The organism is Cuniculiplasma divulgatum, assembly GCF_900083515.1.
GTDB classification, from domain to species: Archaea; Thermoplasmatota; Thermoplasmata; order Thermoplasmatales; family Thermoplasmataceae; genus Cuniculiplasma; species Cuniculiplasma divulgatum.
In genome coordinates this window covers 1,790,206-1,807,577 of record NZ_LT671858.1, presented here as the reverse complement: position 1 = coordinate 1,807,577, position 17,372 = coordinate 1,790,206, and the positions used below count along the sequence as shown (strand labels likewise).

Annotated in this window: 14 protein-coding genes; 6 read left to right on the top strand and 8 right to left on the bottom strand. The window is 37.2% G+C overall.

Annotated features, from left to right (window positions below; genetic code table 11):
* Nucleotides 1–5 precede the first annotated feature (5 nt).
* From CSP5_RS09010 to CSP5_RS08995, 4 genes are read left to right on the top strand one after another with little or no spacing between them, the layout of a single operon-like run.
* The gene (locus CSP5_RS09010; RefSeq protein WP_148690204.1) at nucleotides 6–347 is read left to right on the top strand and encodes an ArsR/SmtB family transcription factor; all 342 of its coding nucleotides are present in this window, start codon (nucleotides 6–8) and stop codon (nucleotides 345–347) included.
* Nucleotides 340–744: an arsenate reductase ArsC gene (locus CSP5_RS09005; protein WP_021789741.1), complete on the top strand. Its 405-nt coding sequence runs from the start codon at nucleotides 340–342 to the stop codon at nucleotides 742–744. The genes CSP5_RS09010 and CSP5_RS09005 overlap by 8 nt, the downstream gene beginning before the upstream one ends.
* Nucleotides 731–2,023, top strand: a complete 1,293-nt coding sequence (gene arsB, locus CSP5_RS09000) for an arsenical efflux pump membrane protein ArsB (RefSeq protein WP_021789742.1) — start codon at nucleotides 731–733, stop codon at nucleotides 2,021–2,023. Before CSP5_RS09005 ends, arsB begins: the two co-directional genes overlap by 14 nt.
* Nucleotides 2,024–2,073: 50 nt before the next feature.
* A complete protein-coding gene (locus CSP5_RS08995) occupies nucleotides 2,074–4,044 on the top strand; it encodes a 4Fe-4S binding protein (protein WP_148690203.1) in 1,971 nt (656 codons plus the stop codon).
* Between the two features lie 34 nt (nucleotides 4,045–4,078).
* Here CSP5_RS08995 and CSP5_RS08990 read toward each other — a convergent pair whose 3' ends face one another.
* From CSP5_RS08990 to CSP5_RS08970, 5 genes are read right to left on the bottom strand one after another with little or no spacing between them, the layout of a single operon-like run.
* A complete protein-coding gene (locus CSP5_RS08990; protein WP_077076692.1) occupies nucleotides 4,079–4,978 on the bottom strand; it encodes a hypothetical protein in 900 nt (299 codons plus the stop codon).
* A gap of 58 nt (nucleotides 4,979–5,036) precedes the next feature.
* The gene (locus tag CSP5_RS08985) at nucleotides 5,037–6,488 is read right to left on the bottom strand and encodes an oligopeptide/dipeptide ABC transporter ATP-binding protein (RefSeq protein WP_021789745.1); all 1,452 of its coding nucleotides are present in this window, start codon (nucleotides 6,486–6,488) and stop codon (nucleotides 5,037–5,039) included.
* Between the two features lies 1 nt (nucleotide 6,489).
* Complete coding sequence (locus CSP5_RS08980; RefSeq protein ID WP_077076691.1) at nucleotides 6,490–8,031, bottom strand: oligopeptide/dipeptide ABC transporter ATP-binding protein; 1,542 nt, start codon at nucleotides 8,029–8,031, stop codon at nucleotides 6,490–6,492.
* On the bottom strand, nucleotides 8,032–9,051 hold the full coding sequence (locus CSP5_RS08975) for an ABC transporter permease (protein WP_021789747.1): 1,020 nt from the start codon (nucleotides 9,049–9,051) through the stop codon (nucleotides 8,032–8,034).
* A gap of 9 nt (nucleotides 9,052–9,060) precedes the next feature.
* Nucleotides 9,061–10,062, bottom strand: coding sequence for an ABC transporter permease (locus CSP5_RS08970; protein ID WP_077076690.1), 1,002 nt, complete (start codon nucleotides 10,060–10,062; stop codon nucleotides 9,061–9,063).
* 173 nt (nucleotides 10,063–10,235) lie between these two features.
* On the opposite strand from CSP5_RS08970, the gene coaA reads away from it, so the two are divergent.
* Nucleotides 10,236–11,186, top strand: a complete 951-nt coding sequence (gene coaA, locus CSP5_RS08965; RefSeq protein WP_021789749.1) for a type I pantothenate kinase — start codon at nucleotides 10,236–10,238, stop codon at nucleotides 11,184–11,186.
* 32 nt (nucleotides 11,187–11,218) lie between these two features.
* Here coaA and CSP5_RS08960 read toward each other — a convergent pair whose 3' ends face one another.
* The gene (locus CSP5_RS08960) at nucleotides 11,219–12,394 is read right to left on the bottom strand and encodes a thiolase family protein (protein WP_077076914.1); all 1,176 of its coding nucleotides are present in this window, start codon (nucleotides 12,392–12,394) and stop codon (nucleotides 11,219–11,221) included.
* Nucleotides 12,395–12,537: 143 nt separating this feature from the next.
* Between CSP5_RS08960 and CSP5_RS08955 the strand changes: the two genes are divergently transcribed.
* Nucleotides 12,538–13,464 carry a TIGR01777 family oxidoreductase gene (locus tag CSP5_RS08955; protein WP_148690202.1) on the top strand — a complete coding sequence of 309 codons (927 nt, stop codon included), beginning with the start codon at nucleotides 12,538–12,540 and terminating at the stop codon, nucleotides 13,462–13,464.
* A 16-nt stretch (nucleotides 13,465–13,480) separates the two neighbouring features.
* Here the strand turns inward: CSP5_RS08955 and CSP5_RS08950 are convergent, their stop codons facing one another.
* Both CSP5_RS08950 and CSP5_RS08945 read right to left on the bottom strand, forming a co-directional pair.
* Complete coding sequence (locus CSP5_RS08950) at nucleotides 13,481–15,265, bottom strand: ABC transporter ATP-binding protein (protein WP_021789752.1); 1,785 nt, start codon at nucleotides 15,263–15,265, stop codon at nucleotides 13,481–13,483.
* Nucleotides 15,249–16,973 (bottom strand): ABC transporter ATP-binding protein, encoded by a 1,725-nt coding sequence (locus CSP5_RS08945; protein ID WP_145984008.1) that lies wholly within the window; start codon nucleotides 16,971–16,973, stop codon nucleotides 15,249–15,251. Before CSP5_RS08945 ends, CSP5_RS08950 begins: the two co-directional genes overlap by 17 nt.
* Nucleotides 16,974–17,372 lie beyond the last annotated feature (399 nt).

Sequence of the window (17,372 nt, the reverse complement as noted above, 5' to 3'; positions counted from 1 at the left end):
AATATATGAATGTTGAAACTTGTAGAAAAATTGACCAAGAGAAACTTCTGGAGCTTAGGCAATTTGTATCTGAAAATAAGTTTGTCTCAAATATTCGTACGGAAGAAATGATGTTCAGAGCATTGTCCGATGGAAAAAGACTCTTGTTTATCCATTTGCTTGAAAAAATGGAGTTATGTGTATGTGATATTTCAGCCATAACCGATTCACCACAGCCAACTGTATCAAATGAAATAAAAGAACTTTTTAGAAGTGGGTTGTTGAACAGAAGAAAAGATGGAAGGTGGATTTATTACAAAACCAGTGCAATAGGATCTAAAATTTTGAAAGGTTCATTAAATGAATAAAAACCGAATACTTTTCCTGTGTGTTGAGAATTCAGCCAGAAGCAAAATGGCTGAGGCCTATGGAAATCATATTGGATTAACTTGCAAAAGTGCAGGAACATTGCCCGGGACTAGTATTAACCCGTTGGCAATTGAGGTAATGGAAGAACTTGGAATTCATATTAATTTAACCCTCCCGAAAAAGATGGATGCAGAAATGCTTCAATGGGCCGATATGGTGATCATAATGGGATGTTCAGCAGAAGACTCATGTCCAGCTCCTTTGGTTGCTGGACTTAAGAAAAAAATGGTAGACTGGGAATTAGAGGACCCTAAGGGAAAATCTCTGGAAGAGGTAAGGAGCATTAGGGATCAAATCATTAAAAAGGTCGGGGAACTGTCAAGTGAACTTAGTTGATTTCATCATAAGTCTTGGAATTTTCATATTTACCCTAAGTCTTGTAATTAAGAAGCCAAAGGGAATTCAAATTGGATACTCAGCATCAATCGGAGCAATAATAACAGTTTTAGCTGGTTTCACAACATTTGTGGATTTCTTAAATGTTGTATCGATTGTCTGGAACGCAACCCTGACATTTGTATCCGTCGTGATTATAGCACTGGTATTTGATGAAGCAGGGGTTTTCGAATATCTTGCGACAAAGATACTCAATTATTCAGGTGGATCGGGAAAGAGATTATTCATACTAGTAATCCTGGTGGGATCTTTTATTTCAGCCTTTTTTGCCAACGATGGTACGGCCCTCGTTTTAACCCCGGTGATAGTGGCCCTTCTGTACAGGATAGGTCTTGATAAGAAAGCTATATTCGCTTATATAATGGCAGTTGGCTTCATAGCTGACTCTGCCAGTATCCCATTTCTGGTTAGTAATCTTGTAAATATTATAGCAGCCACATATTTTGGAATAGATTTCTTTCCTTATATGGAGGTAATGATAGTCCCCGATCTGGTGAGCATTATTGCGAGCCTCCTATTTCTTTTAATCTATTTCAGAAAGTCAATACCCGTTAAAATCCCAAAAAAAGTTGAGTTCAAGAATGAGGATATCAAAGATCCTGTAATTTTTAAACTTTTCTTTCCAGTAATCATTAGTCTTGTGGTATTATATTCAGTAGGTGGAATCTATAATATTCCAGTCTCAATAGTTGCCATGCCGGCAGCAGTTTTCATGTTGCTACTTGCAAGAAAAAACAGAAAAATAGATTATGTAAAGCCTGTGAAAGAAGCCCCATGGCAGATTATCCTTTTCTCTCTTGGAATGTACATAGTGGTCTATGCACTTGCAACAAATGGGATGGTTTTTTACATGGCAAAGGCAGTAGGGTACTTTCAATCATTCCCCTTTGGTATGAATTTTGTTATGACTGGATTCCTGTTTGCATTCACAGCCTCTATAATGAATAATCTTCCTTCAGTATTGCTGGGTGATCTTACACTACAGCATCTTCACATATCTGGAATAATTCTACTGACAAATGCAATAGGCAATGACATAGGGCCAAAATTTACACCCATAGGATCTCTGGCGACTCTCGTATGGCTATATATGCTGGATCGAAAGGCCAAGATAAAGATAAATACGATTGAATATATGAAACTGGGACTTATTGTAGGTATTCCCGTTCTGTTTATTACGCTGATGACACTTTACGTGGAAAGTATTATCGTTCTCTAAATTTTTCTGGCATATCTTAAATACCAATATTTTCTACTAAGTTGATTCTGATGAACTATGATATGTGGATACTGGGACTTATTGCGGGTCTCATGGGAATATTCACATCATATATTTTGTATTTGTCAAGAACTGCTGAAAACCCTCTGAGAAAAATTATCACATACATATTGCTGGCAATGATGAACGGAATGTTGCTCGGTCCTTCGATATATCTTTCAGGAGTTATCACAATCTCACTGGAAGATGCAATTGTCATCTCAGCAGGGCTGATGGCAATAGAAATCATATACCCACTGATCCTCTTTGTACGTTCAATTGAACAGGAAGATATTGAAATAAGAATAAGCATACCAGTCATAATATTTCTCACATTACTGAATGAATTTCTGATGAGTCTTGATTTTAATTCAATAATCCTATCAAAAACAATATTTACGATTTATGGAACAAGTTTTGTGGCATTAATCTCTCAAACGGTTTCATCATTCTGGTTCATTTTTCCCATGGCACTGGAAATGGGACTAACCGCAATTTTCACAATAAGAAAAGGGGAAAAGATAGCATTCATTTTCATAATTTTTCAGTCACTGGTCATGTTTTTCACACCAACTGCTATCCCTCAAAATACATGGATCAGCATTTCAGTGTTCGCTGGTGGCGCAGTAATGACTGCCCTTCTCATATTCATTTTCGAAAGTCTCTACAGGGAAAGTTATGTCAATAAGAATTTTTCAAGATATCTATTACAGATATTGCTGATCTACGGCCTCATGATGATTGGGGTAATGATTTTTCAGTACGAATCATCAGTTTTAATTGTATCTATCGCGGTTCTTCTTGAAATGATTGTATATATCAATGCAATTCTTAGAAAGAATTATTTTAGTGGCAAGGGAAAAGTTTACTGGCTTGCTAATAAAGAGTGGTCAACGCTCTTCCTTATGGATGTTTTTATTGCTGAATTTGCAATGGGAGCAACATTTGATTTTCAATATTATGGAACGTCATTCTTCATAAACAGTCTCCATCTTGCTGTTTTTTCTGGAAGTATCATCAATATGATTACAGAATTCTTCTATAATACAGTTGTATTTGTAGGTGGTATTACAGGTTCCTCATGGTTTCTCATAATGATGGGATTTGAAATGGGTTCCCTGGTAGTTTTCAAAATAATGAAAACAAGAGAACTTGAAAACAAAATCAGGTTAGGACTGATGATTGGTGCCTATGGTATCTACTCAATCCTTATACCAAGCTTCCTTGTAACAAACTCCAGGATATACCCCTTTATTGGGTGGTCCATGGGAATAGGCACAGCTGGAGGGCTTGCTCCAGCTCTAATAATACCTATGCTTCTTACTTACGTTATAAGTGGTTCATTATCACTTCTCTTTGGTGCAAGGCAACTGTGTTCAGTATTCTGTACAGCTCCACTTATGTATCAGGGCACTTTTTACGATTCTATGAAGAAATTTAACAGGACAACACCTACTGCCAAAAAATTGAGCACTGGGGGAGAAAGAAATCTTATTTACAGGGTAGTTTCATTTACAATCTATATCTCTCTGGCAGTTGCTGCCCTTTTCTCCTTCTTATATCATTATCATATCCTAAACTACGAAATTTACGGTACTGATCCTCTTTTTTTCATGTACATAATTATATTTGACATAATGTGGTACGCAGTTTTCCTCACGATGCCATATTTCGGAAATTATGGATGTATTAACACAGGTTACTGCCACTGGGGAAATTTCAATCGCTTTGTTGGAAAATATGGGCTTTTTAAACTAAAGGTTAAGGATCCTAGTCAGTGTGTAACATGTAAGACAAAAGACTGTGCTCTTGCATGCCCAGTAGGGTTATCATCCCAGCCAGGCAGTTTTATATCCCAAGGACAGTTCAAGAATTCAAGATGCGTTGGCGTAGGAGATTGCGTAGAGGCATGCCCATATGAAAATATATTCTTCTATGATGTTAGAAATTTCCTAAAAGAAAAGGTAATGAAGAAAGAGTGAAGTAGTGACGAATCATTGATGTATATTTTCATAATCAGTCTGTGCTTTCACTTTCAAGTAATTTCCTCCTGATTGCTACTGGTGTGCTGGAGTCAAAGAACTTAAAGGATATAAGGAAATAATATACCATTGAGAAGGCCATTGAAAGGGCAAAAATTATCCATTTAACTCCAAATGGCCCTGGAATTATGGCACTCATGACAAGACCAATAGATGAAAGAAGTATTAGAAAGATGAAATAATTCAACATTTTTCTCCATTCATTTTCCAAATTCTTTCTGTTCTTATATGTGTACGATAGAACAAAATATAGAACTACTATCATTACTGTGGAAAACACAATAATAAGCGGAATAGAATAGAGACCACTGAAAAGACCAGGATCTGAGGCCTGCATTGCAATTATTCCAGTTGAAATTCTCAACGTCAATCCGTTGTGAATCTTTAGAAATAGAAGCGATACCATTTCAATAATCATGGGGATGGTAAAAAGGTAGTTCGTGATTCCAGCTCCGATTATATTAATTGTATTCACCAGTTCTCCGTTTGTCCCAAAGCCATATGCTAGTGAGTACAGGAACAGAGCCATTGAGACCTCATTCCACCCAACAAGTATTCCTATCCATTTAGCATGTGTCTTTGTCATTTTGCCAATATTACCGTTGAAAGCTGAAACAAGAATATATGAAATAATAATTGTCATTTCAAACATTGAAATGTTGATTGCCATTACCTGGTTTAGGAAGCCATGAGGATACAGAAGATAATAGTTCAGAGAATTCAGCATTCCTGACATCATTGACAGTAGAAAGAGGATGAGGGAAATGCTTCTTACAGTCATGGAACTAAATTTTGAAGAAACGAAAAGTACTACAAACACTATGAATGGCGTCATTAGTATTTCTGTAAGAATAATATACAGGAGATCATGCATATGGAGCAGAATTAAAAATTAGTATAATACAGTATAGACTTTTCTAAAATGTGTGAACTTAGTTTTGGGGCTCTTTCTCTTCTTCATCTACAGTATACATGAAACATGAAACAAAATGATCCTCTGAGACCTCTATCATTTTTGGTAAAACCGGCTTTATCAACTGTATGATAAGATTATTATTCTCAGCCTCAAACTCTATGAAATCAATTGCTCCAAATTTGATTCCATCAGGTTTTTGTTTTCTTATTTCAATAAGCTCCTCAATCTTTCTTCTCACTATATTTTGATCATAATTCTCTTCATCCCTGAATGAAATTTCAATCAGATTTTCGCCCTCGTCAGATATTATATTCTCAATTTCAGGTATGGAAGCAGGATCATCAAGTCTATATTCATCAATAATTTCTCTGATGTAAGGTTGAATATCCTCAGTTGACCAGCCACAATTACTCATAACGTTTGGGCATTTGGAATGGAATACGCATCCCTTTGGTATTTGTTCATAGTCAGGTCCATGTTTTCTAAGAGCTATGCCCTCAATTTTAATTGACGGATCAGAACTGGGAATGGAAGAAATCAGTGCCTTTGTGTAAGGGTGAAGCGAATTGGAGAAAATATCTATGGATGGACCTATTTCTACTATTCTCCCCCTGCATAAGACTGCCACAGTTTGTGTGAAAGTGCTGATAAAACTTAGGTTGCTACTGGCTATTATAAATGACGTCCCATTCTCTGATCTTCTCTGATTTATAAGGTTGAATAGCTTTATTTTCATTGTGACATCTAGATATGCTGTAGGGTCATCCATAACAACTATCCTGGGGTTTACTGATAATGCTCTCATAATGGCAACTTTCTGTTTCTCACTCTCGCTAAGATGGACTGGATATTTGGAAAGTGATTTCTCATCTATTCCTACTTCAGTCATAATATTCTGTAACCTGTAACCTATTTCTTCACGATTAATGTGCTGGATGTACCTTAAGGGTTCTGACAGGGAACTCATAATGTCCTTTTTTGGATCAAGAGTTGAATATACATCCTGAAATACTGGTTGAATATATCCACGTTTTTTGCTTATCTCTCTATTATTCATCCTGAATATGGAGAGCTCTTTGCACAATTCTTCATATCTCTCTGTAAGAAGATCGAGTTCATCATTTCCCTCTATCTCCTCTTCATCAGGATTATATCCATATTTTTCTATAAAAAGTTCATTTATCTTTTCTATTCGCCTGTTAATTTCATCTAGCTCTTCACCAACCTCCTTAGTAACATCCATGAATAATTCTCCAGAAGTTGGTTTAATTAGGGATAATAAAATATCAATAAGTGCAGTTTTTCCACTTCCTGATTCTCCTATGATACCCATGGATTCACCCTCGTGAAGTTTAAATGATATATCATCAAGTATTCTTATACCTGAATTTTCCATACCAAATATATCACTTTTTGGAGTATTATAGGAGATATGAGAGGCATAAAGCACAATTTTACCATCAACCATTTTACTGAACCTCCGTTTTGTCAGAATATAAAAAGCAGGCTACCCTGTGATTTCTTGACACTTCTATCATTCCCGGAACCTTCACTGAACATACATCCATTGCAAATTTGCACCTGGGGTGAAATTTGCATCCACTGGGTGGATTCACCAGATCTGGCGGTTCACCCTGTATGAATTCAAGAGGAACATTATTTTCAGTACCTTCCATACTGACTTTTGAAGATGAGAGGTAATCAATGGTAAATGGGTGTTTTGAATTGTTGAATATCTCAAGAGTTGTTGATTCCTCTATTAAGTTCCCCGCATAGATTATTCCCAATCTTCCAGCTATTCCTGCAAGCAATGCAATCTCGTTTGTGATAAAAAGAACTGTCTTTCCCTTTGAATGTGATAATTTTCTAACAGAGTCAAGTAACTTCGTCTGGGTAAAAGTGTCCATGGACGAAGTGGGTTCATCCAGTATCATAAGATCTGGGTCTCCTATTATTGCGAGACCAAAAAGACATAAGTGTCTTATTCCCGGAGGTAGCTGATCGTGATATTTATTAAATATGGACTCCGCCCTTTCAATTCCAATTGATTTCATGGTCTCTATGGAATATGCCCTGGCTTCTTTTACGAATTCCTTTAACATGAATCTCTTACTAAACAATAACGAGATCTTTAGAGGAAAATATTTCTTATTACACTCTCTCTCCAGAGTTTTAATATTTAGTTTTAAATTCTCCCGCTCCGGCAAATCAGATGAGCACATCTCAAGTTTCATCATATCTATTCTTGAAAGCAAATTATAATAGTCAGAGATCTTTTCTATCTGTCTGACCTGTTTTTCCTTCAGCCCTGGGTTAACCTTATCCATTAGTAGAGAAACGGGCATTTCATAATCTATATCATTTTCAACTATTTCCATCACTTCAGAAATATGTGAGTCTAGCCCATTAGTCTTGCAGTAATCTACAACCATAGATTCACGTTTTTTAAAGACTTTAATACCCTTTACTTCCTCAAGGAAATCAATGAAAGAATCTCTTGTTAATTTGGATTTTTTAATGATATTTCTACCAATCTCCGGAATTCTGTGCCTCATTAGTACTTCCACCATGTGATCTCCTATGGTCATTGATGGATTTAGTGAATGGAATGAATCCTGCATAAGATAAGAAATACGTTTTCCTCTCAGTTCTTCCATAAGTTTGTCATAATTCTTTGGCTTCTTTTTCTTTACTTCTTTGTCCTTTTTTATTGAAAAAAGTGACTTTCTTGTCTCTCCTGTATGATAGTACATGGTGTTAATTTTGTTGAATATTACGTTTCCGCTTTCGACCATTCCTTTATTTTCAGGAATTAGATTCATTATACTCTCAGCAAGTAGAGTTTTTCCAGAATTGCTCTCCCCTGTTAAACCGTAAACCTCCCCTTTTTTTATGGTTAGGCTTATCCCATCGAGTGATCTGTAATTGATTCCATTAACAGTCAGGGAGGTTATAAGGTTCTCGACACTCAGTGAAATCTGTGCCTTACTCTTAGAAGAAGACTTATCCATTCATCTCCACCTCCTTTCTGGATCAAGTGAATCCCTTAGACTGTCACCCATTATATTAACTCCAACAACTATAAGAAGCAGGAAAAATACTGGAATAGCTGTTGTCCACCAGTTAGAAAACCCTCCAGGGATGAACTTAATAAGCAGACTACCCTGAGCTATGAGATTACCCAGATCAGGGAGGTAGATTGATACACCAATAATATTCTGAATGTTAAGGTATTCAATCAGGGAAAGAAACAGGATAACTGTCCCAAAGTTGAGCGTTATCTGGACGATCACAGGGGCAATGGCATCAGGCATAACATGGCTGAACGCATTCCTTAGGGGAGTTAGCCCACTGGTTTTTGCTGCATCCATATATCTCATCCTTCTGTGGTTTATTGTTGCCGATCTGCATATTCTTGCATAAATCGGGAAGAGAGATATTATGAGGGCAAGTGAAATTATATCAAGTCCATCAAATGATGTGCCATTTGCTTCCAGAGAAATCGAAAAAAGAATAGCCAGACCGATTGCGGTAACATAGAAAGGAATACTGATGAATGCATCCATTATTCTCATAAGTGCCTCATCAATCGCACCTCCAAAATATCCTGATACTGTCCCTATAAGTAATCCAGAAAGTGAAGAAACGAGAATTACAAGACCTGTATATCCAAGATCTATATACAAAGACGAAAGAATGGCAGGAAGTATTGGGATGCCGTCGTAGGTAGTCCCAAAATAATACCACCATGCTGGACCATTACCATACATTGAGGATGGTTTCAGTGTTGGCGGCAACGGTGTAGATCCAGTATCCGAAGAAAATCGTGTTAGCTGTGAAATCAAGCCATAACCAGCTCCCAAATATTGAGGGACTGCCACATCAAGTATTGCTATTATGGAATAAACCATAAGGATGATGAATCCCACAGTAAATGCCTTCCTCTTGAGTAACATTCTAAAGGTTAGTTTATATCCATGATCACTCCTGTCCTGTTTTTCAATTTTAAACAGTGAGCTCACTCTATTCATCGATACACCTCAAAAATTCACCTCAGGATTCAGTATCACATATACCAGATCGACCACAATATTCACTATCATGAATATAATGCCAAAAACGAGAACAAGGGAGGCCATGGCCAGGCCATTTGCCCCTATATTCCCTATTATCTCAACAATGAGGAATCCAAGTCCCCTTATTCCAAAGAAATACTCTAAAAGCAGGCTTCCAGTTAATAGATATGCAATTATGAGTCCTATTATGGTAGCTGATGGGAAGAATCCATTTCGCCTTGAATAATACATAACAACTCTCTTTTGACCTATTCCTCTGGCAACAGCATTTCTTGTATATGTATTGCTAGAATAATCTATAACTCCCGCTCTTATGTATCTAATTATGATTGCAAGGATACTCAATGTAAGAGCAATAACTGGAATAATAAGGTGCAGAAATGAGATATAAGCTAAAGTAAAATCACCATGAAGAAGTGAATCAAAAAATAACATGTGAGTAGGGTAGGATACCTGATCAGATATCCACGGGACATTCGTGGTAGATGAGTAACCCTGCCCTAGAACAGGTAATCCTGCATGATTACCAAAAAGTCCGGCAAAAACTCCAATTCCGCTACCAAATGTGAATTCCAGAATCATTGCAATCCAGAAAAGTGGCATGGAATAAAATATAAGTGAAAATATCCGTGCAATAAAGTCTGTCTCTTTAATTCTTGAACTCCCTATATATGTCCCCAGTGGGACACCTATTACAAATGTTAGTATCACAGTCAGGATTACTATCTCTACAGTAACTGGAAAATAGAGTTCGAAACCTATTATGAAAGGACCTGTGAAAATAGAAGTACTTATGGTCCCAAAATTTCCATGAAAAATCATAGAGAGGAAAGAGAGATATCCATTTGAAAAACTACCATAAACAGGTAAAAATGGCCTTGCAAATATGAAAGTAATGAAAGATAGGAGGAACAATGTGGGGATAATAACCACTACCCTCCTTAGAATGTAGAATCTCAAATCCATTAATCTATTAAAAAACAGTGTTATATAACCTATTTGGTTTTGTATAAGGATTAAAAATAGAATTTCCTAGAATAATGAGTTATAAAATTTAATAAAGTTCAAACATGGTGAGTTTCTATGACTTGTTATGATATTGTTTAAATTCTACAAGCAATCTCGCATCTGATGTAAAAATGGAATCCTCAGATTATGAAACACCATTTGTGACGATCGAAAGGGAGAAGTGGAGAAAACTTAGAGACAGAAAAAAAATCACGATTACAGAGGATCAATTAAGGGAAATCAGAGGCATAAATGAAAATATATCTATGAAGGAGGTAAAGGATATTTATGCACCACTGACAAGATTACTCAAGGTATACTATGACAATTACCGACGTCTGAACCGGACAAGAAAGGCTTTCCTTGAAATGGAAAATGAGAGGGTTCCTTATATTATTGGAATTGCAGGTAGTGTTGCAGTGGGTAAGAGCACAACAGCTAGAATTATGAAGGAGCTTATTTCTTCGTGGGAAAATTCACTTAATGTATATATTGTTACCACAGATGGTTTTCTCTATCCAAATGAGGAGTTGAAGAGACGAAATATAATAGAAAGAAAGGGATTTCCAGAAAGTTATGACCTTAAATCTATGATCAAGTTCCTATACAGGATAAAATCTGGTGTGAGTCATCTAAAGGCTCCTTTTTATTCACACTTAAAATATGACATTGTTCCAGAGGAAGAAATTGAAATTGTAAACCCTGACATAATACTTTTTGAAGGTCTGAACGTTCTTCAATCTCATTCTGACAGGATAAACGACAACTTTCACGATCTTATGGTTTCTGACTTTTTCGATTTTTCTATATATGTGGATGCTGAGGAAGAGACAATTAAAGAATGGTTTATCCAGAGATTTTTGAAACTTAAGGAAACAGCCTTCAAAGATCCAAACTCTTATTTCAGGAAATATGCATCAATTCCAGATGAGGACGCAATAAAAATCGGACTGGATATATGGGAGAGAATAAATGGACTCAATCTTAGGATGAATATAGAGAGAACGAAATATCATGCACAGTTAATCCTGAGGAAGAGAGAAAACCATGACGTAAATTACATTCAGTTAAGGAAGATATAACTACTTAAAGTTAAAAAATTTCGATAATTTCCTCATTCTATCCTTTCCACCACAACTCCATTTGCCATACCTCCGCCCTCACATATGGCAATGAGACCTCTACTGGCTTTTCTATTTTCAAGAACGTTAACCATTGTCCCCACAAGTCTAGAACCGGTAGCTCCCAGTGGGTGACCTATGGCTATTGCCCCTCCATTGACATTGACCTTATCCGGGTTAGCACCTGTAGACTTAATCCATGCAAGTACAACGGAAGCAAAAGCCTCATTAACTTCAAAATAGTCAAAGTCGTTTATTGTAAGACCCTCTTTCTTAAGTATTCTCTTTGTAACATCAATCGGCCCTGTTAACATTTCAACTGGATTCACTCCGGCAACGGTAAAGGATTTTAGCTTTGCCCTTTTATTCAGATTTAGCTGTTCAGCTTTCTGCTCCGAAGCAATGAGGGTGAGGGATGCCCCATCAGATATTTGACTGGAGTTTCCAGCAGTGATATTCTCAACACCATCAAATGCGTTCTTCAATCCTGATAGCTTTTCGATGGTGCTATCCGTTCTCACACCCTCATCCCGGTCCATAACCTTACTATTTCCATCCCTATCCATTCCCATTAATGGGAAAATTTCGGATTTTGTCTCTCTGGATTTTGAATAAGCTTTCCTGTGACTCTCAAGACTGAAGGTATCCATCTCTTCCCTCGTTATACCATATTTTTCGGCAACAATTGATGCTGCTCTGGCCTGGCTGAACCATTCATCATCTACAGGATATCTTTTCTTGAGTTCACTGGTCATGGGTGTTGAATCACTCTTAATGCTAGAAAACATTGGTACCCTCGTCATCGATTCAACTCCACCTGCAAGCACAAGATCATAAATTCCAGATTCGATTCCACTGTAACCAAACTGTACGGATTGTAGGCTTGAACCACACTGTCTATCTACTGTAACACCTGGGACAGTTTCTGGGAGACCTGCTGATAGCCAGGCGTTTCTGGCTATGTTTGCTGACTGTTCACCAAATTGATCTACGCTTCCAACTATAAAATCATCAACGCTGGAGGCTTCTATATCCAACCTCAAAAGCAACTCACGGGCCAAATTTCCAAGAAGATTGACAGGGTGTGTGTTCCTGAAGTATCCGTTTCTCCTCCCGAATGGCGTTCTCAAATTTTCAATTACATAAGCTTCCTTTAATTCTCTCTTCACCTTTGAGAATAGCGTTCCAATAATTATCACTTATCATTCTGAAGAAATTATAAATGCAAAATAGAATAGAAAGAATGTATAACTTAATATTCATAAAAAATTTTTTTAATAAATCCTATTAAACTCAGTCCTGTTTTACCCATATGGAAAATAAAAAAGTTATGTTAATTGGAGCTACAGGTTCCATAGGGAAAAGGCTCTACAATTCACTTAAGGAGAAGAATTATGATTTGTATGTGGTTTCAAGGAATACTCAGAGAGCCATGGAAATATTACCGGGTGCTGTAAGCTATATAGAATACAACATAAACAGACCAGATGAACTCTCTGAATTCATGAACGGAATAAAAGGTGTGGTAAATCTCTCGGGAGCTCCTATTTTTTCAAAGTGGAGAGGAGATTATGAGAAAGAGGTAGTAGATAGCAGGGTAAAGGGAACCAGATACATAGTTGAAGCAATAGGAAAATGCAGTATAAAGCCAGAAGTACTAATAAATGGATCTGCGGCTGGCATATATGGATATTCAGAAAATGTTGCAGCAACAGAAAGCTCTCCCGAGGGGAAAGACTTCTGGGCAAACCTTGTATCCAACTGGGAAAGGGAAGCATATAGAGCGAAGGATTTTGGTGTTAGAGTTGTAACTGTAAGAACAACCCTGGTACTTGAAAATGGCGAAGGAGCACTGGCCGCATTAGTGCCATATTTCTTAAAGGGTCTGGGAGGATATGTAAGACCTGGTAGCCAGATATTCCCATGGGTTCACATGGATGATGAGATTGGAATTATAACATCCGCAATTGAAAACCCTAACTTCTCAGGTCCAATAAACAGTGTAGGAGGTAACTGTACGTCCAGAATATTCTCTGAAAGTGTAGGAAAGGCACTTAAGAAAAAGTCTGGTCTGCCTATTCCAGGTTTTATCATAAAATCTCTCTTCGGTAAAGCTTCAGATCTTGTCCTAAAAAGTCAGCTAATAAAATCAGAAAAAATAGAATCTCTTGGTTATAAAATTAAATTTTCAGACATCAACATAGCAATGGAGGATATCCTGAAGAAAAAAGTTAATTGAGTTCACTTTTTTTCACCTATTCTATGCTTTCGCCTCTGTTTCCGTAGAGAATATCATACATCTGGGAGAATATTCCTTTCTTTTCCCTCAACTCTGGGAAAGTTCCAGATTCAACAATCTTGCCGTCCTGTAGCACTATTATCTTATCTACCAGAGATATCATAGAGAACCTGTGTGTTATCAGAATAAGTGTTCTTTCACGGGCAAATTTTTCCAGACTCTGAAAGATGAATTTTTCGGAGTAGGGATCAATGTTTGATGTTGGTTCATCCATTATGATGATTTGTGGATCCCTGCATAATGCTCTCAGAATTGCTATTGCCTGTTTTTGTCCCTCTGATAGACTTCTCCCAAGTTCTCCGACGTTAGTTTCCATTCCCTCTGGTAACTTGTCAAAGATTCTTTTTAGGCTGAAATCGGAAGCAAGTTTTTCTATCTCGTTCTCTGATTTGTCAGGGGCAGCAATCTTTACATTCTCATATATGGTGCCCCTGAAAAGGAATGGTTCCTGTAGTACCGGAGATATGAGGTTCCTGTAGGATTCTGTGTTAATTTCTGAAAGATTTCTCCCATCCACCAGTATCTCCCCGGTTTGTGGAGTATAAAATTTCATTATCAGGTTAGAAAGTGTGGTTTTCCCAGCCCCTGTGTGCCCAACAATTCCAATATTCTCTCCCTTCTTTATGGTGAGATTAATATTTTTGAGGGCATCTGAATCGTCATAGGCGAAGTTCACATCCTTCAGAACAATTGAATCATTGAGAGTTGATATATTTATCTCTCCCTCAGACTGAACCTCTTTCTTGCTGTCTATAATTCCGTAAATCCTTCCTACTCCTACAATAGACGACTGGTAAGAGTTATAAAGCTGTGAAAGCTGGATCACTGGGTCAAAGAACTCCTGAACGTAAAAGATGAATGAAACAAGGATACCAATTGAAATTAATCCTGCCTTCAACTGTATTGCTCCTGCCAGCACAACGATAGCTATTCCAGAATATTCAATTATTCTTACTATCGCACCGTACATTGAAGAAAGCCGTGATGCCCTGATATTTGCATTAAGATTATCATTGTTGAGACCATCAAATCTTTCCTCAGTATATGATTCTACGTTGAATGCTTTTATGCTTCTTATGGACGATATATTTTCAGCAAGATTTCCTGTAATGGCTGCAATTGTCCTTCTTGTTCTAAGATAATTCTTCCTCACCTTTCCCTGAAGTGATATGGTGAAAATAGAAAGAAAAGGAAGCACTATTAGGGCATAGAGTGTAAGGTTAAAATCTAGATATAGCATAATTGCAATTGATAGGATTACTGTTGTCATTCCAGAGACAACTGAGGGGATCTGGAAGGTAAGAAACTCACCAAGTGTTTCACCATCGTTTGTCATTCTGCTGATCAAAAAACCTGCCTTAACCTTGCTGAAAAATGATATGGGAACGTGCTGGATGCTTTTGAATGATCTGTCCCTAAGATTTTTTACAGTACCCTGAGCGAGTATGGTTGAGCTTATCACCCTGAATCTATTAGATGCAAACTGTATCATCGCCAGTCCAATGAATAGAAGGCTGAAATCAAGTATAACCTTGAAGCTTCTATCAGCCACTCCGTTGACTGCATCCCCAATAGCGAGAGGAGAGAAGGTAGCTGCAATGGCCGTTATCATCACTGAGGCAATGAGTACAGCCATTTGCTTCCTGTTTTTTGCCATGTCCTTTAAGAGTCTCTTAAGGGCCGCCCTTCCCTTTAGGGTCTTTATGTAAGTTTCTTCTATTTCTTCATAGGTCTGTTTCATTTTCGTACCCCTCTTTCTCCATCGCGTAGTTTAATTCTTCAATACTATCGAGCTGTTTTATTTCCCCATCCTCAAGCTCATAAACTGTTGTTGCATATTTCATAGCCGAGTATCTCAGGGACACGAGCACGACAGTAATGCCTTCTATGTTCTTCACGATCCTCGAGAAAATTGCTAGCTCAGTCTCTGGATCAACGCTTGAAGTGGCATCATCCAAAATCAGTATTCTTGGATTTGATGCTATTGCCCTTGCAAGTGCAACTCTCTGCCTCTGACCTCCTGAAAGTGTTATTCCCCGTTCCCCAATAATTGTTGAATAACCTTCTGGAAGATTCTCTATAAAGTCATCTATTCTTGCAATCTTAGCTGCCCTTTTGGCCATTTCTTCTGTTATTCCCTTTCTTCCAAATATTATATTTTCACTTATAGTTCCTGAGAGAAGACTTATTTCCTGAGGAACTATAGCTATATTCTTTCTCAATGAAGAAAGTGGAATATCCTTTATGTTTACACCACCGATAAAAATTTCTCCTTCAGCGGGGTCTTCAAGTCTTGGTATGAGATTAACAAGGGAACTTTTACCAGTACCTGTTTCACCTGTAAGGCACACAAACGACTCAGGAGGGATTTCTAAATCAATATTTCTTAAGATTTCTCTGTCTCCCCGCTTATATCTGATGTTCCTCATGCTTATACCATTTCCTTTTGGGAAATCACCATCTGTTAAAACATCCTCATCAAGATCCCTGTCGAGTACCCCCTTTATCCTTCCTATTCCCGCTCTGGCATTTTCTGAAAATGCAATCAGTCTTCCAAGAAAACTTACCGGGAAAGTTACCATTGTAAATATATTTACAGCAGCTACCAGTCCACCAACATCGCTTCTAGCTATAATTGATGTGTAACCTCCATAGAATATTACAGCAGTGGCGGCAGCACTTATTATGAATGGCATTAGGTTGTTGTAAAATCCCCGCAGGTTAGCCACTTCCATGTATTCGCCGTAATACGTGTCTGTTATTCCTGTAAATCTATTTATCTGAGGCTCTTCCTGCAGGTATGATCTGACGGTCCTCTGTCCAGTGATGTCTTCCTGAATGCTTTCAGTCATAACTCCATAGGTTTCTCTTATCTTCATCCAGTGTGGTCTCTGTTTCCTCTGAAACTTTATGCCTATAAAGATAAGAATTGGAACAGTTGCAAGAAAGAATAGGGAATAGAATACGTTGATGTAGAAGAGATAACCAACTGCAAATATTATTATTAGAATAGTTGGAATTAACTGTGATAGAGAATTCATAATGAAATTTCTGCTCGCGTCAATATCCATTGTTGTTCTGGAGAGAAGATCACCAGATGTTTTGTCCTGAAAGAATTTAGTCTTTTTCTTTACCATGCTATTTACAACTTTCTTTCTCAGGTTATAGGCATATATCTGACTGGAGTACTGCGCTCCAAAGTTAACCACGAAAGAGGCAACTGCTGATAGCACTGCCAGAAGAAGAATGTATTCAATCTCCAGATAAATCGCGTTGAAATTCTTGGATTCCAGGGAATCAATTATTGCTCCAATTATAATTGGGACAAGCAACCTTGTGGCAGTAGAAAGCACTGCAAATCCAATTATAAGGTAAATTACCCACTTCTTGTTCTTAAGGTACTCTCTTGAGAATAGAAGAGGTTCAAACACTCCCTTTATTTTTTTCAAAAAACTTTTTTTATTATCATTCAAAATAACCCTATATTATGACGAGAATTTTAAAGTTTTGTAGTTGATTCCAAAACTTTTATAATAGTGTAGAGATTGAAGCAGATTACTAAAACTTAAACGATTAAAATTTGTCATGGTGATGATCCGAGGAGTTTATCGTTCAACACTTCTAATCTACAAGATGCCAATAATCAAATAAATGAATAAATTGTTGAAGTATAAATGAAAGGGAATTTAGATCTAAATATGAATATAAAATAAGAATATAAATATATATACGTGATTCATAAAGGCTGAGTGAAAAGGTTTGAATTCAATGAAGTGGATGGGAGAAGAATACAGGATAGATCCGTAAGCTCTACATTTGTAAAACCTTTGAAATCACTGGAATTTAGT

What these genes read in the sequence shown, in the direction of transcription:
- CSP5_RS09010 (WP_148690204.1), top strand. Translation starts at nt 6, where the DNA reads ATGAATGTTGAAACTTGTAGAAAAATTGACCAAGAGAAACTTCTGGAG.
- CSP5_RS09005 (WP_021789741.1), top strand. Translation starts at nt 340, where the DNA reads ATGAATAAAAACCGAATACTTTTCCTGTGTGTTGAGAATTCAGCCAGA.
- CSP5_RS08995 (WP_148690203.1), top strand. Translation starts at nt 2,074, where the DNA reads ATGAACTATGATATGTGGATACTGGGACTTATTGCGGGTCTCATGGGA.
- CSP5_RS08990 (WP_077076692.1), bottom strand. Translation starts at nt 4,978, where the DNA reads ATGCATGATCTCCTGTATATTATTCTTACAGAAATACTAATGACGCCA.
- CSP5_RS08985 (WP_021789745.1), bottom strand. Translation starts at nt 6,488, where the DNA reads ATGGTTGATGGTAAAATTGTGCTTTATGCCTCTCATATCTCCTATAAT.
- CSP5_RS08980 (WP_077076691.1), bottom strand. Translation starts at nt 8,031, where the DNA reads ATGGATAAGTCTTCTTCTAAGAGTAAGGCACAGATTTCACTGAGTGTC.
- CSP5_RS08975 (WP_021789747.1), bottom strand. Translation starts at nt 9,051, where the DNA reads ATGAATAGAGTGAGCTCACTGTTTAAAATTGAAAAACAGGACAGGAGT.
- CSP5_RS08970 (WP_077076690.1), bottom strand. Translation starts at nt 10,062, where the DNA reads ATGGATTTGAGATTCTACATTCTAAGGAGGGTAGTGGTTATTATCCCC.
- coaA (WP_021789749.1), top strand. Translation starts at nt 10,236, where the DNA reads ATGGAATCCTCAGATTATGAAACACCATTTGTGACGATCGAAAGGGAG.
- CSP5_RS08955 (WP_148690202.1), top strand. Translation starts at nt 12,538, where the DNA reads ATGGAAAATAAAAAAGTTATGTTAATTGGAGCTACAGGTTCCATAGGG.
- CSP5_RS08950 (WP_021789752.1), bottom strand. Translation starts at nt 15,265, where the DNA reads ATGAAACAGACCTATGAAGAAATAGAAGAAACTTACATAAAGACCCTA.